The 24,917-nt window shown below is 65.9% G+C and carries 27 protein-coding genes; 6 read left to right on the top strand and 21 right to left on the bottom strand.

Annotated elements, in window-relative coordinates; translation table 11 throughout:
- Positions 1 to 148 precede the first annotated feature (148 nt).
- From A3E1_RS43465 to A3E1_RS43460, 5 genes are all read left to right on the top strand, one after another.
- Positions 149 to 841: a DUF5919 domain-containing protein gene (locus A3E1_RS43465; RefSeq protein WP_020525207.1), complete on the top strand. Its 693-nt coding sequence runs from the start codon at positions 149 to 151 to the stop codon at positions 839 to 841.
- A gap of 347 nt (positions 842 to 1,188) precedes the next feature.
- Entirely contained in the window at positions 1,189 to 2,187 is a 999-nt protein-coding gene (locus tag A3E1_RS0133535; protein WP_026209083.1) for a hypothetical protein, read from the top strand.
- A 354-nt stretch (positions 2,188 to 2,541) separates the two neighbouring features.
- On the top strand, positions 2,542 to 3,126 hold the full coding sequence (locus tag A3E1_RS0133525) for an AAA family ATPase (protein ID WP_020525204.1): 585 nt from the start codon (positions 2,542 to 2,544) through the stop codon (positions 3,124 to 3,126).
- 123 nt (positions 3,127 to 3,249) lie between these two features.
- Positions 3,250 to 5,739, top strand: coding sequence for a S1 family peptidase (locus A3E1_RS0133520; RefSeq protein ID WP_157631901.1), 2,490 nt, complete (start codon positions 3,250 to 3,252; stop codon positions 5,737 to 5,739).
- Positions 5,736 to 6,026, top strand: coding sequence for a trypco2 family protein (locus A3E1_RS43460; protein ID WP_020525202.1), 291 nt, complete (start codon positions 5,736 to 5,738; stop codon positions 6,024 to 6,026). The genes A3E1_RS0133520 and A3E1_RS43460 overlap by 4 nt, the downstream gene beginning before the upstream one ends.
- A gap of 190 nt (positions 6,027 to 6,216) precedes the next feature.
- On the opposite strand, the gene A3E1_RS43455 is transcribed toward A3E1_RS43460, so the two are convergent.
- The 3 genes from A3E1_RS43455 to mobF form a co-directional block, all read right to left on the bottom strand.
- Entirely contained in the window at positions 6,217 to 6,753 is a 537-nt protein-coding gene (locus A3E1_RS43455) for a hypothetical protein (RefSeq protein WP_211216043.1), read from the bottom strand.
- Complete coding sequence (locus A3E1_RS43450) at positions 6,750 to 7,103, bottom strand: DUF7007 domain-containing protein (protein WP_020525201.1); 354 nt, start codon at positions 7,101 to 7,103, stop codon at positions 6,750 to 6,752. Before A3E1_RS43450 ends, A3E1_RS43455 begins: the two co-directional genes overlap by 4 nt.
- A gap of 107 nt (positions 7,104 to 7,210) precedes the next feature.
- Positions 7,211 to 11,725: a MobF family relaxase gene (mobF, locus tag A3E1_RS48880; RefSeq protein ID WP_169454487.1), complete on the bottom strand. Its 4,515-nt coding sequence runs from the start codon at positions 11,723 to 11,725 to the stop codon at positions 7,211 to 7,213.
- A 316-nt stretch (positions 11,726 to 12,041) separates the two neighbouring features.
- Between mobF and A3E1_RS0133490 the strand changes: the two genes are divergently transcribed.
- The gene (locus A3E1_RS0133490) at positions 12,042 to 12,407 is read left to right on the top strand and encodes a hypothetical protein (protein ID WP_157631900.1); all 366 of its coding nucleotides are present in this window, start codon (positions 12,042 to 12,044) and stop codon (positions 12,405 to 12,407) included.
- An 84-nt stretch (positions 12,408 to 12,491) separates the two neighbouring features.
- Here A3E1_RS0133490 and A3E1_RS43440 read toward each other — a convergent pair whose 3' ends face one another.
- The 18 genes from A3E1_RS43440 to A3E1_RS43430 all read right to left on the bottom strand — a co-directional run bounded on the left by A3E1_RS43440 (position 12,492) and on the right by A3E1_RS43430 (position 24,887).
- Positions 12,492 to 12,770: a DUF5983 family protein gene (locus A3E1_RS43440; RefSeq protein ID WP_040392553.1), complete on the bottom strand. Its 279-nt coding sequence runs from the start codon at positions 12,768 to 12,770 to the stop codon at positions 12,492 to 12,494.
- 108 nt (positions 12,771 to 12,878) lie between these two features.
- On the bottom strand, positions 12,879 to 13,040 hold the full coding sequence (locus A3E1_RS47535; protein WP_020525197.1) for a hypothetical protein: 162 nt from the start codon (positions 13,038 to 13,040) through the stop codon (positions 12,879 to 12,881).
- A 493-nt stretch (positions 13,041 to 13,533) separates the two neighbouring features.
- Complete coding sequence (locus tag A3E1_RS0133475; protein WP_020525196.1) at positions 13,534 to 13,752, bottom strand: hypothetical protein; 219 nt, start codon at positions 13,750 to 13,752, stop codon at positions 13,534 to 13,536.
- Positions 13,749 to 13,946, bottom strand: a complete 198-nt coding sequence (locus tag A3E1_RS0133470) for a hypothetical protein (RefSeq protein ID WP_020525195.1) — start codon at positions 13,944 to 13,946, stop codon at positions 13,749 to 13,751. Before A3E1_RS0133470 ends, A3E1_RS0133475 begins: the two co-directional genes overlap by 4 nt.
- Complete coding sequence (locus A3E1_RS0133465) at positions 13,943 to 14,467, bottom strand: hypothetical protein (RefSeq protein WP_020525194.1); 525 nt, start codon at positions 14,465 to 14,467, stop codon at positions 13,943 to 13,945. The genes A3E1_RS0133470 and A3E1_RS0133465 overlap by 4 nt, the downstream gene beginning before the upstream one ends.
- Positions 14,468 to 14,547: 80 nt before the next feature.
- Positions 14,548 to 15,036, bottom strand: a complete 489-nt coding sequence (locus A3E1_RS0133460; protein WP_020525193.1) for a single-stranded DNA-binding protein — start codon at positions 15,034 to 15,036, stop codon at positions 14,548 to 14,550.
- A gap of 83 nt (positions 15,037 to 15,119) precedes the next feature.
- Positions 15,120 to 15,554 (bottom strand): single-stranded DNA-binding protein, encoded by a 435-nt coding sequence (locus A3E1_RS43435; RefSeq protein WP_020525192.1) that lies wholly within the window; start codon positions 15,552 to 15,554, stop codon positions 15,120 to 15,122.
- A 516-nt stretch (positions 15,555 to 16,070) separates the two neighbouring features.
- Positions 16,071 to 16,595 (bottom strand): hypothetical protein, encoded by a 525-nt coding sequence (locus tag A3E1_RS46740; RefSeq protein WP_157631899.1) that lies wholly within the window; start codon positions 16,593 to 16,595, stop codon positions 16,071 to 16,073.
- On the bottom strand, positions 16,592 to 17,164 hold the full coding sequence (locus A3E1_RS0133445; protein ID WP_020525190.1) for a hypothetical protein: 573 nt from the start codon (positions 17,162 to 17,164) through the stop codon (positions 16,592 to 16,594). Before A3E1_RS0133445 ends, A3E1_RS46740 begins: the two co-directional genes overlap by 4 nt.
- Positions 17,165 to 17,276: 112 nt before the next feature.
- Complete coding sequence (locus tag A3E1_RS0133440; protein ID WP_245571523.1) at positions 17,277 to 18,155, bottom strand: bifunctional DNA primase/polymerase; 879 nt, start codon at positions 18,153 to 18,155, stop codon at positions 17,277 to 17,279.
- A 92-nt stretch (positions 18,156 to 18,247) separates the two neighbouring features.
- Positions 18,248 to 19,753, bottom strand: a complete 1,506-nt coding sequence (locus tag A3E1_RS0133435; RefSeq protein WP_020525188.1) for a DUF3560 domain-containing protein — start codon at positions 19,751 to 19,753, stop codon at positions 18,248 to 18,250.
- A gap of 85 nt (positions 19,754 to 19,838) precedes the next feature.
- Positions 19,839 to 20,333: a hypothetical protein gene (locus tag A3E1_RS0133430; RefSeq protein ID WP_020525187.1), complete on the bottom strand. Its 495-nt coding sequence runs from the start codon at positions 20,331 to 20,333 to the stop codon at positions 19,839 to 19,841.
- A gap of 40 nt (positions 20,334 to 20,373) precedes the next feature.
- A complete protein-coding gene (locus A3E1_RS0133425) occupies positions 20,374 to 21,132 on the bottom strand; it encodes a hypothetical protein (RefSeq protein ID WP_020525186.1) in 759 nt (252 codons plus the stop codon).
- Positions 21,129 to 22,088 carry a hypothetical protein gene (locus A3E1_RS0133420; RefSeq protein WP_020525185.1) on the bottom strand — a complete coding sequence of 320 codons (960 nt, stop codon included), beginning with the start codon at positions 22,086 to 22,088 and terminating at the stop codon, positions 21,129 to 21,131. Before A3E1_RS0133420 ends, A3E1_RS0133425 begins: the two co-directional genes overlap by 4 nt.
- Entirely contained in the window at positions 22,085 to 22,528 is a 444-nt protein-coding gene (locus A3E1_RS0133415) for a DUF3085 domain-containing protein (protein ID WP_020525184.1), read from the bottom strand. Before A3E1_RS0133415 ends, A3E1_RS0133420 begins: the two co-directional genes overlap by 4 nt.
- 83 nt (positions 22,529 to 22,611) lie before the next feature.
- Positions 22,612 to 22,797 (bottom strand): hypothetical protein, encoded by a 186-nt coding sequence (locus A3E1_RS0133410; protein ID WP_020525183.1) that lies wholly within the window; start codon positions 22,795 to 22,797, stop codon positions 22,612 to 22,614.
- 7 nt (positions 22,798 to 22,804) lie between these two features.
- A complete protein-coding gene (locus A3E1_RS0133405) occupies positions 22,805 to 23,221 on the bottom strand; it encodes a hypothetical protein (RefSeq protein WP_020525182.1) in 417 nt (138 codons plus the stop codon).
- Position 23,222: 1 nt separating this feature from the next.
- The gene (locus tag A3E1_RS43430; protein ID WP_020525181.1) at positions 23,223 to 24,887 is read right to left on the bottom strand and encodes a DNA cytosine methyltransferase; all 1,665 of its coding nucleotides are present in this window, start codon (positions 24,885 to 24,887) and stop codon (positions 23,223 to 23,225) included.
- Positions 24,888 to 24,917 lie beyond the last annotated feature (30 nt).

Raw genomic sequence — 24,917 nt, 5'->3', positions numbered from 1 at the left:
GTGGGCTGGTGGCTCGCGCTGAGGTGGCAGATGATTGATCGTCCGAGTGGCTCGATCGGAAGGGAGTAGGTCCGTGCCTAACGAACGGCTCCGTGGCGCACTGTCGTCGCGTGGGATATCGATCGCCAGGTGCGCGGAGCTGGTGGGAGTGGATTACAAGACCGTGGAACGATGGATCACGGCTAATCGCGTCCCTCACCGGTCGCACCGCGAGGCCACCGCGAAGCTGCTCGGTGTCGACGAGACCTATCTTTGGCCTTCCGTGGCAGATGACACCCGCGCGGCAGCGTCAAGTCGCGCTGAACTCGTGGACTTCTTTGCCTCGCGTTCCGCAGTACCCCCGGAGCTGTGGCGGTCATTGATCGATTCGGCAGAGACAAGCATCGATGTTCTTGCGTTTGCTGGCCAGTTTCTGCCTGAGATTCACGACGTCTACCGAATCGCCAAACGCGCGGCGGAAGGATGCAGGGTCCGCCTGCTACTTGGCGATCCCAATGGCACGGCAGTACGCGAACGCGGCGAAGAAGAGGGCGTTGGGCTAGGCGTAGCTCACAGGGTCGTCCTCACGATGCGTTACTACGCACCTATCCTGGACTCAGGAAACATAGAACTCAGGCTGCACGACCGTACGCTCTACGCATCGATATACCGCGGCGACGAGATGATGCTGGTGAACGCCCACACCTACGGAGCCGCAGCAGCACAGAACCCCGTACTACAGCTTCGGCAGCTACCTGGCGGTCGAGTATTCGATCATTATCTCAGAAGCTTCGATCGCGTCTGGGCGAACGCCACCGCAGTCAACAACATCGACGATGTCATCAGTCAGTTCAAAGAATAGGGGCAGAGCTGACGAATCGAATCATGGTATCCACTCGGTTATCGTTTTGGACCGCAGACCTTTCACGAAGCCGCGAGTAACCTTCAGGGACGCTCTTCTCGGTGTCGCTGACTTTGAACGAAGTCACTCCCGCAGAAGCCTGCCGACGTAGTTTTTTCCTCTGGCCCATTTGAATTGCACGTCAAGCATTTCGTGGAGGCCGACAGAGTGAGGACCTCGCGGGACCGGTGATCGAAGCGTTGGTGATGCAGGCATCTGCGGCGCGCTGAGTCCGACCGAGTCCGGCCACTGAGGGTGGCGGGCTGCGCCTCTACCATCGATGGGAACGGGGCCAGACGGGAGTTGCTGTGACGTTGGTGATCGGCTCTATTCACGATGGTCGGATTAGCCTCGTTGCTGATACTCAGGTGACGTACGACAATCCCGTCGACGATACGAAGACGCGGCATCAGCTACTGCGCCGCCCGCTGCTGAAGCTGCTCGTCGTCTCTCCCACTGTGGCTGTGGGGTTCGCCGGCCCTTTAGCCTTCCACCAGGAAACTTTGTACCGGACGATCTACACAGCCCCGGACGACATCTCTAAGACGGTGGATGCTCTGCGCGCCCGTAGCGGCAGCGGTGGCGAGACATTTATCGTCGCTGCCCTTGTGCCGCGCCCGACACTGTGGCGGATCCGAAACGGCGCCGCAGTCCCGGTCACCGCACCCGGGAGACTGGAAATCGGCGACCATGAGTCGCACGAGCTCTACCTCAAATGGCAAAAGGAATCTATGCACCCCGACAGCACCGAAGTCGACGAGGCCCAGTCGTTACGCATGGCCGTCCAGTGGTGGATCAATATCGACAATGGTCAGCCCGTGCGCACTGCGAACGATCGCGAGCGTCTGCGGCAGTTGACCGGCAATGACCAGGCTCGATTCGACAGGACGATCGGCGGCTATCTGACAGAGGTGATGACCACGCCGTCGGGCTTCCGATATGCCGAGCACACCCAGCAGACATTGCCCGACTGGCTGCGCTATCAGAGCCAGCTCCTGCCGGATGGGAAAGTGCGACTCGTAGCACGCACTGATGATCCAGTTCAGGATCTCCGCTACACGCTCATCGGCGGCCCGCAGAACCGTCGCGCTATCGGGTTCTGCATCCCACAAGCAAGAAACGGAGTGTTCTATCCAGATGGACAGCCCTGGGATATGTGCACCTACACCGATATCGACTCCGCCGAAGACATGGCCAAACGCGTGTTGATCGAGCACGGCCAAGTTCTGCATTGGCTGCCACAGCCCAATTACACGGTCGGGTTCTTCGCGCCGATGGAACCCGGAATCTTTTCGGCCGAAGGGTGAGCGGCGCTGATGTGCGCGGGCTAATCGGGTTGCAGCAGCCGACGGCCTCAACGACAGAGACGCACTTACAGGCCATCCATCATGCGATCGGCATTGTGCCCGTCTATTTATGGGCGCACGTCGACAACCAGCTCGCGGGCAGCCCGGTGCTGAAGCGAAACCTCAGATTGCTGACCGATCTTGGCTTACACGTGTTGGAGACAGCGGTCTGCGAAGGCGGCTGCGAGTAAGGCGCACACTGGCCTTGGATGCTTGAACAGGCCACTAAGTTAGCCCGCCCGGCTAACTGAGGTTGCCGCCGGTGCAGCCGTGTCGGATGATGCCAGGGCTGCCGCCCGGTGCCATCATGTGCCGATGCCGGCCGAACTAAGCCCCTGCGGTGATTCGTCCACCCGGCTCGTGATCATCAGAGGTAACTCCGGCTCGGGGAAATCGACGGTGGCGCAGCTGGTCCGTGAGCGGGCAGGCCGGAACTGCGCTTTGATCGGACAGGACCATTTCCGCCGGATTGTGCTGTGGGAGCAAGACAAAACCGGTGGCCTGATCGCCGACTATCTCGAGGACAACGTCCGGTGGCTTGTCGATCGCGGCCGGGACGTCATCCTCGAGGGAATCCTCTGGACCGGCAAATACCGTCCGATGCTGCTGCGGCTGCTGGACAGCCACGAAGGGTGCAGCAGCGTCTTCTACCTCGACGTGTCCTTCGAAGAAACCACCCGGCGGCACACCACTCGGCCGATGGCCGGCTTCACCGTCGAGCAGATGGCCGATTGGTACAACCCCTACGACATCCTGGGGGTGCCGGGCGAGCGGGTCATCGGTGAGTCCTCGACCCAGGAACAGACCGTGAACCTGATTGGCCAGCTGTCTGGACTGTTTTCACCCGGAGTTTCGGCCGAGGTGAAAGAACGGGACTCCGCCCGCAGTCTCACTGGATGATTGCCTCCCAACGGCAGCAAGAGACGCTGTGTACTTTCTCCGGTCGGTCGAATGTCGGACTCTCCAACTACGATGCATCGATCATGGTCGATGCTGAAGGTTTGGCGATGGAGGATCCCAAGCGTGCGTTCACAAGTGATAGCAGTCGAGCCAAGAGGGAAGGGTCCGCGCGGCTCGGGTGCGGTCATTCAACCGGGGTTGCTGTTGACCGCTTGGCATGTGGCGGAGTCCGCAGGTGAGGCCTACAACGGGAGCCAGTCGTCCGCGTTGGAAATTGCGTGGTGTGACCCGGAAAATGATCTAGCTTTGATGCACTGCGATCGGGCATTCCCCGTATCGCCACTCTGTCTGGGCATGGTGTGTTCGGACTCGCCTGACTTGGCGGCTGAGGCTCTTGGATTTCCTTTGTCACAACGCAAAGGGGAGATCCGAAATATCGAGCAAGTCACTGGAACTATCAACCCGGCGTCGGGTGTTCAGCAACGACTGCATTTCACTGTACAAAGTGGATATTGGGAGGCAAGCACTCTCGCTGAAGGCAAGACGCCCTGGGGCGGAATCTCAGGCGGCCCAGTCCTTAGCAATGATCTGCTTATCGGAGTGGTTAAGGCAGGGCGGAAGAGCCCGCCCTTTGATCGGCTTGAAGTTGCCGCGGTAACACCGATCTGGAACGACAAGGACGCAAGAAAGCTCCTCATCGCGGCTGGCGGAGGAGGGCTTCCCGCGATACGTGCGGTCGAGTTCGGCAAGCTCCCGCGCAGCTTGAAATACAAACACGAGTATCCGATCAATCGTGATACGCCAAGTGTGCTGCTGGAGCCGTACCGGCAGGCCATCGCCTTTAAGGGAAGAAGATCCACCCGATCACAGCTCAGTCAGTGGTGTAAGCGTCCGGGTTTCGAGATTGGAGTCCTTTCAGGCCCTGTGGGAAGTGGCAAGAGTCGCGTCGCCTGTGTGCTTGGCCAAGACTTGGCCCGAGATGGATGGGCTGTCGAACGCCTGGTAGACGGAATGTCAGCGCGATTGGAGGCCGCTGATCTACGCCGTCTGCATCGACTCGCGGTTCCAACTCTGCTTATCGTCGACGACCCAGAAACGCGTGTCCACGAGATCGCAGACCTTGCCGCTCACCTCGCCTACAACAAGTTAACGCCGGTAAAGGTCCTGCTGTGCGCCCGCGGAACCGGCCTGTGGTGGGAGACGCTCCGTATGGCATGCACTGCGGAGCTTGGCGACGAGGCATTCGCGCGATTCGAACTCGATGGAGAAAGCCCCGCCGTAGACGAAATTACCGAGCTGGCTCGTGCCGCGAAGACGTTCAATCGGATCCTAACCTCAATGAGCCGCGCCACCTTCGAGGATGCATCGCAAGCCGGATTGCTTGACCCGAATGTGCTTACGGCTCAGGAGGATCATCCAGGCGTCCTCAGCGTGCATGCACTCGCGCTGGGATGGGCGCTCAGATTACATGGGCACGGTGACATGACAGAACCGCTGGACCAGCTGATCAATGTTGAGATCCGGCGCCTAGCCAGCTATGCCCGCGCCTTTGGCGCGACCATGCCTATGCTCGAAGAGGTGGCTGAGTTCCTAGCTGCGCTTCTGTTTTTCGGGGTAAGAACCCTCTCCAGCGCTGAACGCCTACATGAGATTATGTCTCGCCGCAGTGGGTTACCGAGATCCATCGTCAGGGCGATCGCCGAACTGTACCCGGGTAACGGCTGTGACATCGATCCGATGCCAATACGGGTACTGGCCGGCCGCTTGCTGGCGCACACACTCCTACGGAGCCCGACAGCCTTACTCGATCTCTTCCCGCTGATGAGCCCTGAAGAGCAGACACGAGCGTTGGCATTACTGTTCAGGCTTGCCGGCGAGCACGCTGAGATCGCCGAGCTGGTGGCGGCCCATTTGCAAGAGAACGTTCGTATTCCTTTTGAGGATGCAGCAGCCATCGGTGCAATGACGACAGATGCTGGGACGCTGGAGCAGGTACTCGGACCCGCATACCGGGAACGGGGGCCTGACATAGAACGGCTGATCGCCGCCGCGAGCGACCCAGGCAACGCCAGACAATCAGCCCCGACCTGGTTGTGGCCAGCCTATGTGCGCGTTTTCGCTCTGCCGAATCTCCAGGCGGTCGAACTTGCCCGAAGCCAGCAGACCCAGTCGGAGTTAATCGCCGCAGAGATGTTGCTGCTCAACAAGAGCAGAGCAGAGTTCGACCAAATCATCAACAAGGTCAAAGCAGCTGTACGAACCTTCGACTCAACCGTAAGGCAGGTCCCGGGCCAGCTACAGGAATTAGGCGGTATCTTGTCCAATCTCCACGACGAGGTCAAGAAGGCAGTCTGGAACCTGAATGATGCCCTGCGTTCCTTGCCGGAATACGAGGTCGCAGACATGCGCGGTGCCATGCAGACGTTAGAAACCTTCTCTGCCAGAGAAGGATTGGAAGATCTGGCGATGAGGTTAAACCGGGCCGGTGACGAGCAGATTCACAACATCACCACAGCGATGGATCCCCTGAAGCAAATGGTCCGAGAAGTCGAAGAACAGCAAAAGCAACTCCGGCAGACGGAGCTGAAAATGGAATGGGAGCTAGAGCTATGAGTGAGAAAGACGGACTCGAGCTGGCGGAAGCCATCGATGCGATCCGGCGAGAACTGCTTACGGCTCAGCGTCGCGGCCAAGGATCTGAAATGCCGTTCGAACTCGGCCCGGTCGAACTGGAATTCAGCGTCACTGTTTCGAGGGAGCGTTCCGCTGAAGCGGCATTGAAGGTTTGGGTGGTCGAGGCCGGAGGGTCACTAGGCCGAACTGTCGAGTCGGCACACCGCGTGAGCCTCGTCCTCAAACCGAAGAACGGCGAAGGTGGACCGGTTGATCTCGGAGACTAGGTGGCCAGACCTTACGGTGCCGACTGACGAAGCTGGGCAAGTGTCAGCGGCGAGGCAACGCCCTTGAGCTTCCTTTTCAGGATCGCGACATCGCCAAGTTGCGTACGTAGTCGGTTCTCCATCGCTTCGGCGTATGCGAATCGCGGCGGATGAACCTTCAGGAGGTGTAGCCACTGCCGCTGGCCCGCTCTTACACACATACCGGCGCAATTGTTGTGGGAGAAGCCTTCGGCGTACATACGTGGTGGTCGGAGGCCTTCGGCGCGGGCCCCCAGTCGAGCATCTGTTCCTTGCTCAAATACGGTGGTTCGCACATCGGGAACTCCACCTTCCACGGCTGCCATGCCTTAGTGATCGCGTGGGTGCGGCGTTGCTCGGAGGCGTCGATGCCGACGTAAAGGATCGTGTTGCTGGGGTCGTGGTTTGCTTCCAGCCAGCGGCGGCAGGGTTTCTGTTTGAGGTGGTAGGTGCACGGCGCTATCCAGGCATTGCCGAGGTAGCGCTGGTCGGCGAACACCTGCCAGGGTGTGCGGCCGTCGGCGACGATTACCGGTTCCAGGCCCAGATGCGCGGAGCTGTCGGCGACAAATCGCCAGAGGTCGGCGTCTTCGGCGCGCGAGTCGGCTATCAGGAGGATCATGTTGTCGGTGCCGTGCTGCTGGGCAACGCGCATGGCGGTGGCCCAGCTGCCTATTCCGCCGCTGTATTGCACGATGTGCGTGGTCATCGGAGTTCCCGTGGCACCGCTAGGCGGGCGCGGATGGCTTCTTCGTCGCGCATGATCTGTTGCTGCTGATCGGCCCCGTAGACCTCGATGTATTTCTCGGCGTAGTAACGGGCGGCGAGCAGGTGGGCGTACTGGACGTGATCGGGGTCGAAGAACTCGGCGAAGGTCAGGGCGACGAACGCCCATTCGGCGTCTTCCTCGTACCAGCCGTCGCGGTCGCGGAACGGTGCGGGGACCGAGGCGTTGCGGGCGGGGTGCAAGCGGATGCCGCCGTGGGAGGCGGTGGTGACCTCGACGATGCCTTCGGCGATGACTCGGACGGATTGGGCGGTGCCCCAGGGTGTGTCCATGATCGGCTCCTTGATCGCTGCGGATATAGGTGAAGGCCGCGCGGGATTCGCGCGGCCTTCGACGTGGGCAGGTCTGGTGCCCTGCACTATGCGCAAGGCGGTTTGGGTCAGTAGGTGATGGTGACGTCGGGCTGGGCCTGGTGGTATTCCATCGGTGCTTCCATCAGCACCTGGGTGGCGGGAGTTGCTGCTGCGGTTTCCGGTTTTGCCGCAAGGGTTGGTGTCTCGGTGAGCAGGCCGCGGCGGACCATCTCGGCATGTAGATGGGTGGTGTAGACGGGTGCCGCCAGGAGGGTGTCGGCGTTGCCGTGGCGGGGTCCTAGCCAGTCGCCGCCGAGGCCGGCTGCGACGGCTTGGGCCACCTGGTCGCGCTGTTCGGTGGGCAGGGCGTGGTAGACGTCGGCGGTGACCAGGGCGACCAGCGGATCGGCCGGATCGGTGCCGGGGTGGCGGGCGGTAAGGAGTGCATTGGCGGCGTGCAGGTAGGCGTCGTGGGCGGCGGAGGTCTCTGGGATGTAGGTGCCGAGGGGCTGGTCGGCGCGGTCGATGGTGATGTGGTGCTGGTCGCGGTAGGCGGCGACGATCCCGACAGCTTGCACCCACTGTTCTGCGTGGGCGGGGTCGGTGGGCAGGGTGCCGAGTCCGGCCAGCCAGGCTGGTTGCTCGGTGAGGGCTCGGGTGGTCAGCTCGTGGACGCGGTCGTCGACCAGGGCCGTGGTGGTGCTGATGTGTTCGGAGAACGCGGTCGGGATTGCTGCCGGGAGTGGGGTTTCCCAGGGCAGGACACCGTGCTGTGGGGCGGGTGCGGTGAGGCGCTGGACGTGTGAGCGCAGCGCGTGCAGGTCTGATCCGGTGGGTGCGGTGCGCAGCAGATCGTCGGCCGCGACGCCGTTGTTCTCTGCTGCTTTGAGCGTCCACGCCAGCGCGCGCCACGCGTCGGCGGGCTGCTCGGTAGCGGGGATCGGCTGGTTGGTGGCCTGGCGGTTGATGCGCCAGGTGAGGGTTTCGGATACCGACCGTGCGTCATGAAGGGGACGCTGAACAGCGGCCTGGGCGATGACGGTGATCGGGTCATGTCCGGCGTTCTCGGCGCGCCGGACGGCGGCGACCAGCGACGGCCACGCGAGCTCGGTGGTGGCGCGGGCGGCGTCGTGCCCGCCGACGACCATGCCGAGGATCTTGGCGTAGTCCAGGCGTCCGGTGGCGGGGTCGGTGTGCAGGGCGCGCGGTGTTCTGACTCCTTCGTCGGCGGTGAACGGTGTAGTTGTGGCGGGCAAGTGCGCCTCCACGAGCGCGGCGTACCGTGCTGCGTCGGCTGCGGTGGGCTGGGCGAGAGCTGGGGTGGGCAGGCGGCCGTCGATGAAGTCGCGGGCGCGCCAGGCGAGCAGCTCGGCAGGGTCGTTGGTGCCGGACAGCGGACCGCGGCGGGCGGTGCCGGCGAGGACCTGCTGGAGGTCCCAGCCTTGGGCTTCGACCGCGCGCAGGGCCCGCATGGTCGTGGGCCAGGACGGGTCGGCCAGCACGGTGCACGCGTCGTCTGGCAGCACCCGGGTGACCAGGTCGGCCAGGCGCTGTACGTCGACCAGTTCGGCGGAGTAGCGCAGCCGCGGCAGCAACGTCGCGAGTGAGCGGGCCTTGTCCTGGGCTTGGGCAATGGCTTCGGTTGCGGAGGCTTCGGTGCCTTCGTTGGCCAGGACGGTCTCGAGGATTTCGCGGGCGGCGCGGCCGTGGCGGTCGTAGACGGTGCGGTCGAGCCGGTCGTCCTCATCCAGGGGCAGGATGCGGTGGGTGACGGCGTAGAGGGTGGTGCAGTGCTTGGCCCGGGTGGCGGCGACGTAAAGGTTTTCTCGGGTCATGTCGTCAGTGATCAGGGCGTGGGCGGTGTCCACGGTGGCGCCTTGGGCGCGGTGGGTGGTGGTGGCGTAGAGCAGCTCGACGCGGGTGGCCACGTAGTCGGCGGGCAGGGTGAGGGTGCCACCGTGGCCCATGTGCTGCACGCGCAGGCTGCCGTCTTGGTTGCGGGCGGTGACGGTCCAGGATTCGCCGTTGCGGACCCAGTCTTTGCCGCGGTGGCAGGTCAGGGTGCGGTCGTTGTCGCGGGTGACGATCCAGTCCCCGACCCCTGCCCGGTTGCCGTCGTGCAGCGCGACGCCATCATGCTCGACCTGGCCGGCGGCGACGCGGTCGGCGCGGGCGCGGGCCGCCAGGGCGGCCACGCCCTGGGTGGTGGCCGACGACATCAGCGACTTGCGGCCAGTGGAAATGTCGGCGTGCCAGGCGTTGTACGCCTGCTCGATCATCGCCTCGGCTGAGCCGCCGCGGATGCGGCCGTGGTCGGCGTAGAAGTCCAGCGCGTTGCTGTCGCCGTCGCGCAACGCCAGGGTGTTGGCGGCCTCGTCCGGGTTGCTGAAGCGGTGCAGAACGGAGAGTTCGGTCGCGCCGACCTCGGTGGCGATCAGCCGCAGGGCACCACCGGACTCGACGGCCGACAGCTGCCGGTAGTCACCCAGCAGCCGGATCGTCGCCCCATACTGTTCGGCCAAAGCACGCAGGGTATCCAGGTTGCGGGTGCCCGCCAGCCCGGCCTCGTCGACCAGGATCACGTCACCGGGGTTGATCCGGAAGAACGCCTTTCGCGCGTCGATCTTGCCGTTGTGGCCGTGCTGTGGCTGGCCGTGGGTGAGGTGCTCGTAGACGAACTTGTGCACATTCTCGGCGGGCGTGCCCAAGTCATTGGACAGGACGGCGGCAGCGGCAGCCGACGTGGCGAGGGGGATCAGGCGGATGCCGTGGGAGGCCAGGACGTGCTGGTAGGCGTGCATCGTGGTGGTCTTGCCCGAACCGGCTGGGCCGAGTCCGACGGTGATCAGGCGCGGGTCGGTGGCGAATGCGGCGACCATCGCCCGCTGGCCTTCGTCGAGTTGCTTGGCGTGTACGGCTTCATAGCCGTCCAGGGTTGCGTGGACGGAAAGGGCGGATAGCCCCGCGGTCGCGGGGGTGCGAGCGGCGGTGAGGAGACGCTGTTCCGCGTCCAGGATCTCCTTGGAGGTGTAGCGCGCCGACCGGTGCGCGTGGAACACCGACACGCCGTCGGCTCGTCGCAGCATGGCCGGCTCGTGCAACTGCGGCTCGACCGTCACCGGAACACAGGCGGTCTGGATAGCTTCGGCGACCACCGCTTCGAGCACACGGGTGCGCTCGTCGGCGGTCGCGAAGACAAAACCGGAAGGCCATAGTTCAGGCGACGGGTTGCGCAGCATACGGTCGGCTTCGGCGCGCAGATTCCACACCGTCCAGGTGGACCGGGACTGCTCAGCCCAGCCGACAGCCTGCTCGGCCAGCCCGCTGATATCGGCTGTGGATAAGTCTGTGGATAGCCGGGCCGCAACGGCGTCCGGCCCGGAGACAGTGACCAGAGCGCGGAGCTTAGCCAGAGCACCGCGACCGTGTTCGGCGGTCAGCCGCTGCGCCCACTCTGCGCGCAGTCCGGCCAGTGAGCGGGGCTTGGGTTTAGCGCCGCGCGTGTCCAGGTTCGCCTGCTCCGCCAGCGAAAACGCCGCCTGCTTCTCAGGATCGCGGCCGTAGGCGCGGCGGAAATCGACGACCAGTTGCTCGTAGCGGGCCTCGATCCGACCACGGCGGGCGGAGAAGCCTTTGATGTAGTCGACCGGCATGCCGAGCACCTCGCGCACGGGGTGCTTCTTGTGCTCGGTGTCCGGCCGAACGGCGAACGAGATGCCGGTGTATTCGGCGGCCAGGGTCTCGATGGTGGAGTTGTAGTGCTCGGACGCGGCGACACCGAGCCGGTAGAGCGCACTTCCGTCCAGGGACTTCCAGCTGCCGTCGACCGCGCGGATCTTGTTGGCGACCACGACATGGCTGTGGAGATTGGGGTCGCCGTCGCGGGAGTCGTAGTGGTCGAACACGGCGTAGAGCAGGCCGCGGGTGTCGACCTGCGCCTGCCCGGTGTCCCCGGCGCGGGTGTAGGCGGCGTGCTCCTCGAGAAGTGCCAGGGCGGAGTCGCGGGCCTGCTCGTGCGCCTTGAGGATCGCGTCGCGGACCCACTGCCGCTCGTCGAGGGCCCAAATGAGCACAAGGGATTTGACCGGCGTGAAAACGAGGTCGTAGCCAGCGACTCCGGCGCGGGCGCGGCGCGCTTCCTCGGCGCGGATCCGGCCGGTTTCGGCCTGGGTAGGTTCGCGGCCGGTCTCGCTGGTGATCTGGGCGAGGCGCTGTTCGACGCGGGCGTCGAACGCCTCCAGGGTCTGGTACTGAGGGAACCTGCGCCCGAGCGTGGCCGCGCGGACGGCTTTGATCGACAGCTTCTCGAGTTGTTCCTCGGTCATCCCGGCCTTGGTGTGGCGGGCGAGGTAGTCGGCGATGATCCGGTCGGCGTCGGGGTGCATGCCCTGGCCGAACAGGTGGCGCATCTGGTCTTCGGACACGCTCCCGGTGAGACCAAGTTCGTTGAGCCCGCGGCCGGCCCAGCGGCCGGGCGGGTTGCCCTTCGCCGTGTAGTAGTCGGCGGCGGACTGGCCGGGCTGCCAGTCCTGATCGCCGCCCGCGATGTGCCGGGTGAGGTAGGTGTAGCCGTCTCCGACGGTCAACTTCTTCAAGGTCATCATTGGATGGCTCACCCCCTTCGGGCCGGATAGTGCCCGCTCGAATTGCATCGAATTCGGCGGGCGGGAAATGCGTTTAGTCGCGTGCGCGAATAGGCACAGTACCTGCCCGCTTTTCTCGGTGGCAAGAGCATCTGCAAGAGGTGTGTCTGTGATTTGTTTCTGGGAGGGTGGGGAGTGGGTTTAGCTGCTGAAACTGCTGTGCTGGCGGGGTTTTTGGTGGTTTGGTTTTGCGTTGCTTTTAGTTGGCTTAATCTGTCTTGAATTTAGGACTTGACCTTGCCGGAATGGCTTTTCGATAGCTACTTTTCGTGGCATGACTAAACGACAGAATGGCGCGGGTGTGAACCGGATGGCGGCGCGTAAAGCGTCGGAGGTGCGAGCGGCGAGGCTCGCACGATTGGCGGCTCACGAGAAGGACGTGGAGGCGACGGTCGGGATCTTCTTCGACCGTTCCGGCCGGGCCGAACAGGTCCGCGCCGATGCGGAAACGAAAGCGCAGAAGATTCTGGCAGACGCGGCAGCCGAAGCCGTTGCGCTGGAAGGCGAAGCAGACTTGGCCCTGGTGAAACTGAAAACCTTGGGCGAGCCGGTGGTGGAGATCGCGACGATGACCGGGCTGCCGGTGTCCGGTGTGCGGGCGGCGCTGGCCCGCGCGGCAGGCGGTACCCCGGACACCTGAGCAACGATAACGACACGAGACGAAGGCCGGACCCTGCAAAGGTTCCGGCCTTCGTCACACCCAGGGGTCGCTACCACATAGCCACTACCAGTCCCAGGCCGGAAGTAGCGGGTCGGTGTCGGCGGAGTTGTCGAACAGCACGTAGTCGCAGCCGTGCGACCGCGCGTACCGCTGGACTACCAGAACCTCACCGGGGATCGCCGGGTAGTCCCCGGCGTGCTCGTCCGGGTTGGGCGGTACCCACATCAGCCACCCGTACGCGGTGCCATGAGCAGTGACGCCCTTGATACCACCGAGGTCCTGGAAGACGTCTTCGGGTAGATGGCTGGTGGCGAGGTCGAGAAACATGCGCAGGCTGGGCACAGGGTTTCAGCTCCTTGGTGTGGGCGAGCCGGTGGCGACGCGGCGAACAGAAGGGCACACGAAAGGGCCGAACCCGAAGAAGGGTCCGGCCCTGCGGGCGCGCGTGATTTAGCGACCGGTGTAGCTCATGACGATGCGGTACTCGGCGTCGTCGGCCGGGTTGGTGGGGTCGTAGAAGTCTTTCTGCCCGGCCAGGACGAACCTGCGGCCGGCGGAGGGGATGCCGGTGCCACGGCGGCGGAAGCTGATGGGCGTGTTGTGGTGGCGCATGGTGTTCCTCCAGGGTCGGGGTCACGCGTGGTGCGGCGGTGCCTGCCGGGTCTGGTCCCGGGGTTGCCGCGCTGACAGCCGCTCGGGGACGGGGCCGACCGAGATGAGGTCAAGGACGCCAAGGAAAAGATCTGTGGCAGCGCAGCGCCGGCGCAGCCGGCCAAGATGTTTTCCGCCACGGCGGCCTTGCCGCAGCCGGGCGGTTCTGTCTCGATCGCGCTGGCAGCCGTGCACCACGGGCCAGGCACGGCCCCCGACACACCACGCGGCCACGACCCTGGAGGAACTGCGCCACCACCACGACCGTCAGCTTCGGCGCGGCACCGGCAGCCCAGACGACGGACGCTCCTGGCGGGGCAAAGACTTCGGAGCCACCACGGCCGCCGCCGGTATCGCAGCGGCATGAGCTGCCGGGCGCCGCGCCCCACAGGGCTGCGATCCGGATTCGGGAGCGGCCCGCGCGTGTGCCCTGGGTGCTGGAGGGGTGTGTGACCTAGCGCCAGTAGGACGAGCAGCCAAAGTCGCATTCTTCGCCCGGCCCCGCGTTGCAGTCATCGCACGTGAGGGCGAGGCAGTCAGGGCAGTCCAGGGCATGCATATTCAAGTCGTGATCGAACTGGCAGCACTGCTCACCGGGGACGGTTTGCCGGACCGCCGCCACGATGAGCGCGGCGGCGGCGGCGACGCTCAGCAGGGCACGGCGGGTGGTCACGACGCACGCCGGTTCCGCAGGCTGTGGACGCGTTCGGCGGCCAGCATCGCCGACCGCACGTAGCGGCCGGCGATGCAGGTGCAGTCCAGGCCCACGTCGCGAAACAACTCGTAGGCGGTGCGCATCCCTTCGGTCAGATTGAGGGCGATGCTGTAGGGGACGATGATCGCGACGGGTTCGTGCCGATCCTTCACGGCGTCACCACCCTCGGTGCGCGCCAGGTGAGGCAGCCGCAGCCCAGCGTGCTGCCGGAAACCAGGCTGGTGCAGGCACCGTTGTGTTCGCTGGCGTCGTGCCCGCACCGGCATATCCCGCTGGGCTGCGCGGGCACGGGGACGGAGACAGTGACGACGGTGGCCGGGGTGTAGATGTCGTAGCCGATGTTGCCGAACGCGCCCTCCATCCAGCCCTCGACGGTTTCTGCCAGCACGGGCGGCAACGACGCGTCGGCTGGCCAGGCGGGGATGCGCCACAGGGCGTTGTGGTCCAGCCAGCCCCACAGCTGTGCGCCGCCGGGGTAGCGGAACCCGGGCTGCATGATCTGCTCGACGTTGAAGGTGTCACCGATGCCGTACCAGCCGTCGATCTGGTCGTCGTCAAACAGGTAGGCCAGCTGTGCGGCGATCACCCGGCGCAATGACCATCGCGGGCCGGGGGTGTCGGTGAAGACGAGCAGTTTGCGTTCCACCGACGTGGTGTTGTCGAACGTGATCACTTTTTCTCCTTGGCATAAAAGGAAAGGTGGGCTGGCCGCCGGGGAAGCGGCGGCCAGCCCACGCAGGGGATGGGCGAGGGTCAGTGGTGGTGGACCAGTTCGAGATCGGCGGTGATCTCCGGGTAGGCGTCGGCGGGGACCTGCTCGCCGTGCGCGGTGGTCACCATGTCGCCACGGCGCTGCGCGGCGGGTCGGAGGCCGGAGTGCGCGTCACCGTGACGCATCGAGATGGAGATGTTGCGGGCCGACAGTTTCAGGACCGGCTGCCCGCAGCGTTCGTGCATGGCGCCCTGGTCGCCACGCCGCAGATCGTGATCGACGTAAGCGAGCATTTGCCCGGCTTCGACGGTGATCTGGTCGCCGCGTTTGAGGGTGTAGGCACGCGTGGCCAGATCGCCCCAGCAAATGACTTCGAAATGCATGACCCTTTCGCGCTTGACGCCCGCCGCGTCGCGCCAGCTGTCGCGGTAGACGAAGGGGAACTGGGTGTATTCGCGGCCCTGGCGGGTGGCTCCGGTTTCCGGGGAACCGGCCAGACGGCCTTCGATGACAACGGTGAACAACGACATGACAAAAGCTCCGTTCAAGAATCCAAGAAAGTGCTGGGAGGCAAGGGGTCCGGGCGCTGTGTGCGCCCGGACCCGGGCTGGGATCAAAACGGGGGCTCGTCGCCGCCGTTGGCCCACGCTTCGCCTGCGGGAGCACCAGAGGTGACCAGTTCGCCGGAGGTGGCGGGCTTGTACCGCATCGACAGGGCGACGTTGACGGCGGTGACAGACAGGGTGGCGGCGGCTTTCTCATCGCGTCCCATGTACGGTCGGGCGGCCAGGTCGCGGCCCTCGACGATTACGGTGTCGCCTTTCTTGAGGCTTTCGGAAAGGCGCTCGGCCAGGGTCTCCCACGCGGTGACATCGACCCAGGTGGTCTTGCCGCTGACCCACTCTTGCTTGGCGGCGTCGAAGCGGCGGGTGTTGTGGGCGATCCTCAAGTTGCAGACGGCTTTTCCGGCCGGGGTGAAGCGCAGCTCGGGGGCGTCGGCGAGGTTGCCTTCGATGACGAGGTTGAACAGCATGACAGTGGCTCCCATCAGGGGTGTGGTGTGCGGCCCTTTCGCCGGGTGCCGGGATCTGGTGATCTCCGGCGGCGGGGTACCGCGCTGACGGGGCCGGTCCAAGCCCGCCTAGGGCGGGGGTGCAAGCCCACCAGGGCCAAAAAATCTTGGCGTCGAGCGCAGCGAGACACGGGTGCCAAGACCTTTTTTGGACCGGGCTTGTCGCCCCCGACCGAAGGTGGGCTGACCTTCGGGTCCCTCAGAGCGGCTCACCGACTGCCATGCAGATCACCGGGAACCACACCTCCGGCGCCTATCAGGGCCGCACGCAACACCACGGAGGCCATGCACTAGTCGCTGATGCTGTTCAAGCCCCGGCCTTCATCGCCGGGCAGGGTGCCTGCTGCCGCACCATCGCACGAGGGCGGGCCGCAGCAACCGGGCTTCACGCCTGCTATCCGGCGTGAGCGGGGCGCCGAGGGGATCACATCCAGGGCATCATGCGGCGACGTGCGCGGGGCATGCTGCGGGTATGCCGGTTCACGCGAAGGGTCAGTGCAGGTCGAGACGCTCCACCCGGTCACTGATGATTGATTTGAGCGTGCCGGCGTCCACGTCGCGGTAGCGCACCCCGGACATCCACATGCCATCGGGCTGGTCGCCTTCGATGACGAACCGCTCCACCTTGACGATGCTGGCGATGACCGCCAGGTAACCCACGCCGTCACCCACGCCGATCGACCCGAACCGCGTTTCATGTGCCCGCAGCCCCTTCTCGATGCGGCGCAACGTTTTGACCATCGGCTCGGCCCGCCACAGGTTCACGAAGTGCGGTGCGGAGTATCCGTGCTCGAACCCCCACATCCGCGGACCAGTCTCCGACGGCTCGATGTAGGCACGCACCTGGAAGTAGTCGAGATGTTCCAAACCGGTTCGCAGACTGCTGCTGGTGAGCCGGTCACTGGCAGAGTCCAGCAGCGCGGGCGCAGCCCGGAACACCGGCGCCGGGTTGTAGGCCGACTGCGGCTCGATCCTGGCGTGCCACACCGGAATCAGTTGGGCGATGGTCGTTGTCATCGGCCACCGTCCCGCCGCCACTTGGCTACTGCGGCCGTGATGTTCTCCGTGAGCAGCTCCTTGGCACGCTCGCGGGAGTAGGCCAGGCCGTAGAAGCCCCAGATCGCATCCCACTCCACCCATGCGGGCTTGGCGATGGTGAGCGGGTTGTGCTCGACGCTGATCCCGAACACCTCGCCGTCGAGCCAGAACCTCCACTCCTGCTGCTCGGCAGCCAGATTCGCAGGACCGGACACCCCGATGTAGTCGCGGAACCCGCTGGTGTCGAACAACATCACGTCCAGGTCGCGGCTGGTCACGTGAACAACGGTGGTGGTGCCGTGCAACATGCGCAGATACCGCTCCAGCAGCTGGTCGTCGCCGAAATGGCGGCGTGCCTGGAGAATCCGGTCGGCGTACGCGGGCTGAAACACCCCCTTGGCGAACCAGGCATCACCACGTTCGATCAGCAGCGCCGGGCAGGAACCATCGCCCCACGGCTGCTCGGCCTGATCGTCACAGATCAGCTTGGCGCGCCAGTTCGGCCATTGCGGATCAGTGACCAGCAAATCATCCTCGGTGTAAGACATCAGTCGCAGAGCTCCTCCCCGGTCACGCCCACCCGGCGTCACCGCGCACAAACAGGCCGGGCAAACCTGCGGAAGGCCTGCCCGGCAACAACAAATTCGGGATCGGGAACAGTCAGCGGCGAGGATGCCGCAGCCCGGCGCGCCAACCGGAGGCGATGGTGCGCTGAGCCTCGGCCGGCCGCAGCCCCGCCGACACGGCCGCATCCATCAACCTCGGCCACACGACGTTCGCGTCCAGGCCGCCGCTGTCGGCGGCCAGCTGCCCCATCCGGAACGCCGCCACATTCAGCGCGTTGTTGCGGCCGCCAGCGCGCACCCGGTTGCGGCCACGCATCAACGGACGAGGAGCGTCGAGCACGCGGCGCACTTCGCCGTCCAGCGCCGCCTTCGCGTAACGATCAGCATCGCCGATCTCGGCCCGCACCAACGGCACCAGCATGACCGGTGCCGGGATCACCAGCCGCCGCAACACTTCCGGGCAAGGCGGCAGCGGCACATCCGGTGTCCACAACTGTGTGAACTCATACCGGGCCCCGGACGGATGCCGAGACGGCGGCGCGACCACAATGCCGCCCGCGCCACGCCAATCCACATCCGGCAAAAACCCGATCCGCGACGGCAGCCCACCGGCCATCCACAGATGCCACCCGTGGCCGGTGCGCACGACCGGCCCGGCCGGGCGCACCACATCGAGCACGTCGAGCACCCGGCGCAACCCGGCGTTGCTGTCCACATCGCATACGTCCAGCACCCCGCCAGTGGCCAGGCCGATATTGGCGTGCGGCCATCGCCGCCACCACGCGGCCACCCGCCGCACGTCGGCCGACGCGTCCAGCACACCGTGTGCCAGCCGGGGATGCTTGCCCGCAGAGTCGCACTCCGGCCCCAGATAACACGAACACGTCCCGTCCGCGGCCGGGGTATGCAACGGCAGCACCGCGATCCCCGCCGCCGCATACACGCACGCCGTCTCCTGCAGCGATCTGGTCACCGGACTGCTCACCTCCCTGCTTCATCGATACCACCAGACCGAACACCCCATGCCCCGCTTAGGAAAGCCGCCGCCTGGGCATCGCTTCCTGGTCACGTCGGCGCCCCTGCGAGAGCCGGCGTGGGGGCGGGGTAGACGGCCAGCCACCAGCCCGCGCGGAAATCGCAGCTGGTGCCGTCGGCCAAGGTGATGGTCACCCACTCGCGGTAGTCCATCGACCGGACCTCACTAACGGAGGCGACCGGTCCGCAGAACCCGTCGCGCAGCACCCGGCCGCCGCGCTCGTTGTCCCACATGCCTTTGACGACGTCCCCGGGCTTGACCCGGTCGCAGCGGACATCGTCTGGTTCGCCGGAAGGCATGCGCCACAACGGCTCTACCGGATCGGTCTCCACCGACAACTGGAGATCCTCAGCGGATTCCCCGGCAGTCAGCCGGTCATAGACGCCGGTGTAGGCGACCATCAGCCGCCGTCGTGTCTGGACGTGCTCGGGTTCGGAGCCCGTGGGCCGGAACGCGGCAACCTCTGCGTCGGCCGCATCGAGGGCCAGGCCGTGGACCAGGCGGATGGCCGCGCGGACCCGGGCAGGGATCGTGGGGTCGCCGCTGTCGCGGGTGGCCTCGGTTTCCAGGCTCTGCCAGCGGGTGACGGCCTTGGCGGTGGAGACCGGCCACGGCGTCGCGTTCGGTGCGTCGATCTGCCAGCCGTCGCGGCGCCGCCCGCGCACCTGGTCCCAGGTGGCCTTGGTCGGGTAGTCACGATGGTCGAGGGAGACCGACTTGCGGTTGACCCGCGCGATCCGGAACCAACCGTAGGACTCAACCCGCACCAGGTCACCCTTGGCGAGGTTGTCCGGTGACCAGGCCACAAACTCCCCGGCGGCTTCGCGTTCGGCGAGTTTGGCCTCCTGGCAGCCGATGTCCTCGGCGAGCCGGTCGACAGTGCGCTGACAGCGATCCAGATACGACTGCGCGCACCCGGCCCGCAGCGCCTCGGCCAGTTCCCGCTCGGCCGCACGCTTGTCGGCCTTGAGTCGCTCGACTCGGCGCATGATCGCCCGTGGATCGTCTTTAGCGTTGGCGTGCGCGCGTACGGCGTCGGCGCGCTGCGACAGCGTCACGGCACGGGCGCTCTGGTCGCTGGCGCGCTCGTCAGCGGCCCAGCCCTTCTGGCGGGTGGCCATGTCCCGGCGGTAGTTGTAGTGGTCGGGCTTAGGCGGCTCGCCGTTGACGGCGGCGAAGATCCGGTCGGAGGTCGCCCGAGCCGCCTCGCTGCGTCGGGCGGAGGCGACTGCTGCGGTGTCGAGCCGGTCGGCGCGTTCGTCGGCGCGTTCGTCGCGGGCGGCCTCGCGGACAGCAGCGGGCCGCCACTGATCGTCGATGGTGACATCGACGGCGAATCCGTTGGCGCGCAGCTCTTCGGCGCAGGCGTCGATGCGGTGACGGCGGGCGTCACGGTCACGCGACCCGGGCAGATAGACGCCAACCTGGCGGCTGGCGCGGAAGCCGTGTTTGTGCGCGATGTCGTAGACGCCGTCACCTCGGTGTGAGCCGAGCAGAATGGTGCCGTCTTCGTGGTCGTGATAGATCGTGATCACAGGGTGGTCCTTTTCCTTGGTGCGAAACGAAAAGGGGCCGCTTGGCGCGTGTGCGCAAAGCGGCCCCTTCAGAGCGGGCGGTGGGTCAGCGGGGCAGGGTTCTGGCCAGCCGGGTGATGAGGTGGTTGCGTTCCTCGAGGAGTTCGTTCAGCACGGCGCGGGCGGCGTCAGGTCCGTGGCCGAGTTCGGTGTAGGCGCGGATGCCGATGGTGATCGAGGCGACGCGCACCGTCTGGTTGGCGTCGACGGTCATCACGAAGTCCCAGCTGTTGCCGTCGCTGGTGTCCCACAGGCCGATGTCGGCCAATTGCGGCAGCACCGCGCCTTTCCCATCGGTGGTGCGGGACAGTGCGCTTTGAGCCGCTTGCAGGACGTCGAGCAGGTCCTCGAATTCGCCCGGCTGGAAGTCGGTGAAGTCCTGCCGGGCGCACACCTGTTCCCACTGCGCGTCGGTGACGGTGATGGGCCGCAAGTTGTTGCGGCGCAGGCGGTGTGGCCCGCGGTGGCTGATCCACCGGTAGGCCACCAGCGTGAGCAGCGCCGCCGCGGCGCAGGCAGGGACGAGCCAGAGCGGATTCATGGGATGCCTCATTTCATCGGGTCGGCCGGAAACGGCAGGGTCATGGGCAGCGGTGCCCGGTCACGGCCTGTAGCAGGCTGCCGAGGCGGTCGCCGCCTTCCAGCCGGGTGATGGGCTGCTCGCAAGCTGGGCAGGTCAGCCAGTCCCCGTTGTCGTCGGCGCGCAGGTAAACGTCCGGGTCGACGCATCCGTGCCACCTCGCCGGTGGGGTGTGCAGGAGGCGCAGCGGCGATAGTGCTTGCAGGTCGCGCACTAAAGCGGTGCGCGTGGCCAGTTCGTCGCGGGTCTCGGCGTAGAGGCGGTAGGTAGCCAGGAGGTTGTGCCCGGCACGGGCCAGCCGCCGCATGATGTTGTGCCGGGCGGCTTCGTGCAGCAGCGGCTGGGGATCGTGCTGGCAGTGCATCTCCCCGATGTGCTTGAGCACAGCGAACAGGGTGCGCTTGGCGTCGAGCAACTGCGGCGAGGTGTGCATGGCCGCGCCGCCTTGCTTGACGTAGATGCGCAGCCGGGCCCAGAACCCGCTGTGGGACAGCTGCAGCGGGCCGCCGCCACCGTAGAGGGTCACGGTGTCGATGACCGGCAGATCGTCGCGGTGGTTGGCCAGTGGTGAGCCGGTGCCGAGGTTGACTGCCCAACGGTCGGGCACGGCCTGGGTGTCGGTTGCCCACGGCTCGACGCTCACCACACCGGTCACGCTGGGCCCGGCCAGGCGGTAGAGCATGGTGCCGCCTGGCCGGTGCTCTGGGGTGATGGTCACGGTGCGGGAGCGCAGCCGCAGAGTCGATGGCTTCATGCTCACCGCGTTGCTCCTTGCGGTGCGCGGGCGAGAACGGCAACGCGGTAGTCGTGCAAGGTGATGTCGCGGAAGTCGCTGGTGAACAGCAGCCGGGCGAACGTCTGATCGTCGAACAGGTTGCGCGGTATGCCGGCCTGGTCGAGCAGCCGGGTCCAGCCGCGCCGGTCACGTTCGGCTCGTGCGAACGCAGGCCGGGAGTCGAAGATCCCGGCGAACGCTGTGGTGAATTCGTCTTTGACCTGTTGCGGGGTCAGGGTTGTCGCGGTGGCGGCGCCTTCGGCATACAGCCAGTCACCCACCGCTGTTGCGGTAAGTCCGTGGGTGACGGCGAGTTCCTCGATGGCGCACAGCATCTCCACGTCGATGACCGCACGATGGCGGCCGTAGTCGCCGTAACCGAATACCTCGACCACGATTGGTTCTGTACTGCCGGTGAGCGTCTGGACATGCCGCCTGGTCACGGCGGGATCCGGGTTGAGGCGGGTCCAGTAGGTCAGCGTCGGATCATCACTGTTGGCGACCAGAACGCGGGCGTCGAGCCCGGTAGCGGTGGGCTGCGACCCGGTGTGGTCGCGGCGGTCACGGGCGTCGCGCAGCCGGGCCAGCATTCCGAGCGCGTCACGGGTCAGCCGCGACAACGCGGTCACGGCCTGAACCTGGTGTGCCCGCTGATAGGAGGTCAGCTGCGCGGGCGGGGTGTGCACGCGGGCCTGGTAGTCCAGCCACGCCACCGGCGTGCCATCACTGGACACCACATACACCAGCGTCTCCCCGGTCACCGGCTCGCCGGGTTGGCGGTAGACGCTGGCGTGCAACAGGTTCGCCGCGTCCTCGCGCAGTGTGCCGGGCGGGATTGGGCTGCTGTTGTGGTAGAGGCACTGTCCTGTGAGCCGTCCGGCGTCGGCGTCGCCGAGGGCGGCGAAGCGTTGCAGGGCTTGGGTTTGGGTGCACCGGCTCATCGGCGGACGCCCTTGGCCATCGAGATGTCGAAGGTGAGGTCGGCGCGGGATTCGATGATCAGCCACGCGTATCCGGCCTTCAGGTAGGCGCGCAAGGCTTCCAGGAACGTCGGGAACTCGCCGTAGCGTTCGTCGAGCGGGATGTGTTCGACGAAGTCGTCCCCGCCGATATCGTCGATCTGGTTGAGGTCCGGGCCGGTCCCGGTGCCCCAGCCTTCGGCGTAGACCACGACGTTGGACTCCGGGTTGGCGGGGTCATGCAGCAGGCCCGGGATGCCGTTGGTCATCAGGTAGGTGCCGTCGTCTTTGACCCAGACCAGTGACGGGTCACCGGGTTTGCCGTCCTCGTGCTGGGTGAACGACGGCGAGTGTTCAGGCGCCGCGGCGGCGTGCTCGGCGAGAGTGAGCACTTCGGTCAACGGGAAATACAAACGCATCATCGGTGGAGCTCCAATCAGTGCAGGGGAAAACAATCAGCACGCCGGACCCGAGGAGGATCCGGCGTGGCAAAGAGGCGGGTAGGTCAGAGCGGGCCGCTCAGGCGGCGGGAAAGTTCCTGCCAGGCCATGACATCGGCCCAGTCGTGGATGTGATCCGGGTCGATGCAGCACCCCGCCCGGCAGTCGGAGCAATCGATGTCTTCGTCGGTCCAATGCGCCGCCCGGTCTAGGGCGGCGACCAGCAGGCCGCGTTCGAGGCCGGTGAACATGTCCGGCTCACCGCCTACGCGGCGGGGCAGGCGGGGTGATCTGCAGGTCTTCGGGGACGGAACTGCGCCAGGTGCAGGTCATCGGATCGAGGATCCGGCGGCCGTTAACGGAGATCGCCAGCCCGAAATCGTCCCCGTCAGGGGTGTCGATGGACACGACCACATCCGCGCCCGCCGCGTCCGGGTCCTGACCCACGCGGACCTGATAGCCGCCGACCTCGGTGACAGCGGTACTGATGCCGTAGCGGTCCTGCTCGACGTCGGCGCAGACCTCCCACGTCTCGTTGAGCAGCGGCCGTCCGGACTCGGCGATCAGTTCGCAGATGACCTCGACGGCGTCGCCGCCGGACACCTCGGTCTGTTCGTTGAGCCATGCTGTGAGCCGGTCCACGAGCACGGTGTCGGAGTGCAGTGCTTCGGTCATGTCAGGCCGCCAGTGCGAAGCGGTCGGGCCGGAACGTCGGAGCCTGCCCGGTGATCGTCTCGACCAGGGCGGCGATCAGGTCCCGCGCGCATGGCGGGGTGACCGCGTTGCCGGCCTGCCGGACCCGTTCCCGGCGGGTGCCCAGGATTTCGTAGCCTGCTGAGAACGCCATCCCCGCCTGAATTTCGCCGGGTTCCAGCATCCGGAAGAAGCAGTCCAGCGGGTTGAGCGAGGTCGCCTGGCCTGCGCCGAGCAGGGCGAAGTGGTCGCGGGTGGGCAGGGTGCCTAGCGGCCGGTCGGCTGGGCGTACCGTGCTGTTGCCGTAGTAGGGCAGCAGCAGCTCCGGCCAGGTCAGCAGCCCGTGATGGTTACCGGCCGCGGTCACGGTCGGCAGCGGATGGCTGTCGGCGGGGCGGGCGATGCCGTGGTTGCGCATCGGCACCACCAAAGCGTCCTGATGCCGGCCGGTCTGCGCCCGCAACGGGGTGTCGACCGGGCGGACGTGCGCGACGGTGGCCCGGCCTTCCAAACCGACGACCAGAGGCGGCACCTCCCACGGGCCTTCGGCGGGCTGGGGCTCGACCAGCGCGTGCCCGGAGCCTTCCGCCACGAGCGTGGCGAGGGGTTCGTGGATACCGATCGTGCGCGAGCGCCCGGAACGCAGCAAAGCCAGGAACGGCGGCACGCTCACGCCATCGTTCTCCCGCGTGGTGCGGGCCGGCATCGGCGCGTCCACAGGCGTCGCGCCGGTGCGCCACGTCCCGCCGGTCGGCACCAGCGCCGGGCGGGCATAGCGTTGCAGGCCGTCGGTGATGCGCTGCATCGTCTTATCCGCCAACGGTTCCGGGCGATCGCCGATGCGGGTGCCTTTCAACGCCCAGTTGATCGCTACCATCGCCGGCAGAACCTGCGGATACACCCGGTTGTCACCACACCGCGGGTCTGGGCAGATCCAGTAGTACTGGCCGTGATCCCCGTAACGGCCCCACTGCCGGTCCTTGTTCTTCCACCACCGCTGCGCCTGCTGATGCTGTCCGCACCGCTTACACGTCGCGTAAGGATGCGTCCACTTCTTCAGGTCGGGGCAGCGGCCGGTCTTGGCGAGATGACCGACGCAGTACCAGCGGTCGCGTGACTGCGGCGCACCGGACCCACCGGCCTGGGCGAACATCGAGTTGAGGTAGGTGACGTGCAGGCAGTAGCCGTGCGCCTCAAGTGCGCTGAGCCAGGCGCTGTAGGGCACCCATTTGACGACCTCGACCACGTTCTCGATCACGAACCCGGCGTAAGGCTTGCCCTGCAACCACTTCGCCTCCACAAAACGCACGGCGTCCCACATCGTCGCCCGGGACCGCTCGGCCGCGTCCGGCGGCAAGGTCTCGTCGAACACGTCAGGGATCTTGTCGATTTCCTTCTGGCCCTTGGCCTGTGAGTGGTTGGTGCATTCCGGCGAGACCCACAGCAGGTCGGTGGCCGGATACCGGCGTGGGTCCACCTGCGAGATGTCGGCGCAGTCGTGCCACGCGTGCGGCAAATTGTGATTGTGGGTGTCTATGGCACGTTTCCAATGGTTGGCGGCCATCACGGTCTGCACACCGTCCACCAGCTCCGCACCCGATGAGGAGCCACCAGCCCCGCAGAAAAGATCAGTCAACGTCAAGCTCATGTGCTGTTCTCCGAACACGCAAAGGGCGGC

Origin of the sequence: Catelliglobosispora koreensis DSM 44566 (genome assembly GCF_000379685.1) — a bacterium.
GTDB lineage: Bacteria > Actinomycetota > Actinomycetes > Mycobacteriales > Micromonosporaceae > Catelliglobosispora > Catelliglobosispora koreensis.
Note: the sequence above shows the minus strand (reverse complement) of the source record. Positions and strands in the feature narration are given on the sequence as shown.

What these genes read in the sequence shown, in the direction of transcription:
- A3E1_RS0133490 (WP_157631900.1), top strand. Translation starts at nt 12,042, where the DNA reads ATGACTAAACGACAGAATGGCGCGGGTGTGAACCGGATGGCGGCGCGT.
- A3E1_RS0133445 (WP_020525190.1), bottom strand. Translation starts at nt 17,164, where the DNA reads ATGTCTTACACCGAGGATGATTTGCTGGTCACTGATCCGCAATGGCCG.
- A3E1_RS43435 (WP_020525192.1), bottom strand. Translation starts at nt 15,554, where the DNA reads ATGGGAGCCACTGTCATGCTGTTCAACCTCGTCATCGAAGGCAACCTC.
- A3E1_RS0133430 (WP_020525187.1), bottom strand. Translation starts at nt 20,333, where the DNA reads ATGAATCCGCTCTGGCTCGTCCCTGCCTGCGCCGCGGCGGCGCTGCTC.
- A3E1_RS0133415 (WP_020525184.1), bottom strand. Translation starts at nt 22,528, where the DNA reads ATGATGCGTTTGTATTTCCCGTTGACCGAAGTGCTCACTCTCGCCGAG.
- A3E1_RS43450 (WP_020525201.1), bottom strand. Translation starts at nt 7,103, where the DNA reads ATGGACACACCCTGGGGCACCGCCCAATCCGTCCGAGTCATCGCCGAA.
- A3E1_RS47535 (WP_020525197.1), bottom strand. Translation starts at nt 13,040, where the DNA reads ATGCGCCACCACAACACGCCCATCAGCTTCCGCCGCCGTGGCACCGGC.
- A3E1_RS0133525 (WP_020525204.1), top strand. Translation starts at nt 2,542, where the DNA reads ATGCCGGCCGAACTAAGCCCCTGCGGTGATTCGTCCACCCGGCTCGTG.
- A3E1_RS0133410 (WP_020525183.1), bottom strand. Translation starts at nt 22,797, where the DNA reads ATGTTCACCGGCCTCGAACGCGGCCTGCTGGTCGCCGCCCTAGACCGG.
- A3E1_RS0133405 (WP_020525182.1), bottom strand. Translation starts at nt 23,221, where the DNA reads ATGACCGAAGCACTGCACTCCGACACCGTGCTCGTGGACCGGCTCACA.
- A3E1_RS43430 (WP_020525181.1), bottom strand. Translation starts at nt 24,887, where the DNA reads ATGAGCTTGACGTTGACTGATCTTTTCTGCGGGGCTGGTGGCTCCTCA.
- A3E1_RS43455 (WP_211216043.1), bottom strand. Translation starts at nt 6,753, where the DNA reads ATGACCACGCACATCGTGCAATACAGCGGCGGAATAGGCAGCTGGGCC.
- A3E1_RS0133460 (WP_020525193.1), bottom strand. Translation starts at nt 15,036, where the DNA reads ATGTCGTTGTTCACCGTTGTCATCGAAGGCCGTCTGGCCGGTTCCCCG.
- mobF (WP_169454487.1), bottom strand. Translation starts at nt 11,725, where the DNA reads ATGACCTTGAAGAAGTTGACCGTCGGAGACGGCTACACCTACCTCACC.
- A3E1_RS0133420 (WP_020525185.1), bottom strand. Translation starts at nt 22,088, where the DNA reads ATGAGCCGGTGCACCCAAACCCAAGCCCTGCAACGCTTCGCCGCCCTC.
- A3E1_RS43460 (WP_020525202.1), top strand. Translation starts at nt 5,736, where the DNA reads ATGAGTGAGAAAGACGGACTCGAGCTGGCGGAAGCCATCGATGCGATC.
- A3E1_RS46740 (WP_157631899.1), bottom strand. Translation starts at nt 16,595, where the DNA reads ATGACAACGACCATCGCCCAACTGATTCCGGTGTGGCACGCCAGGATC.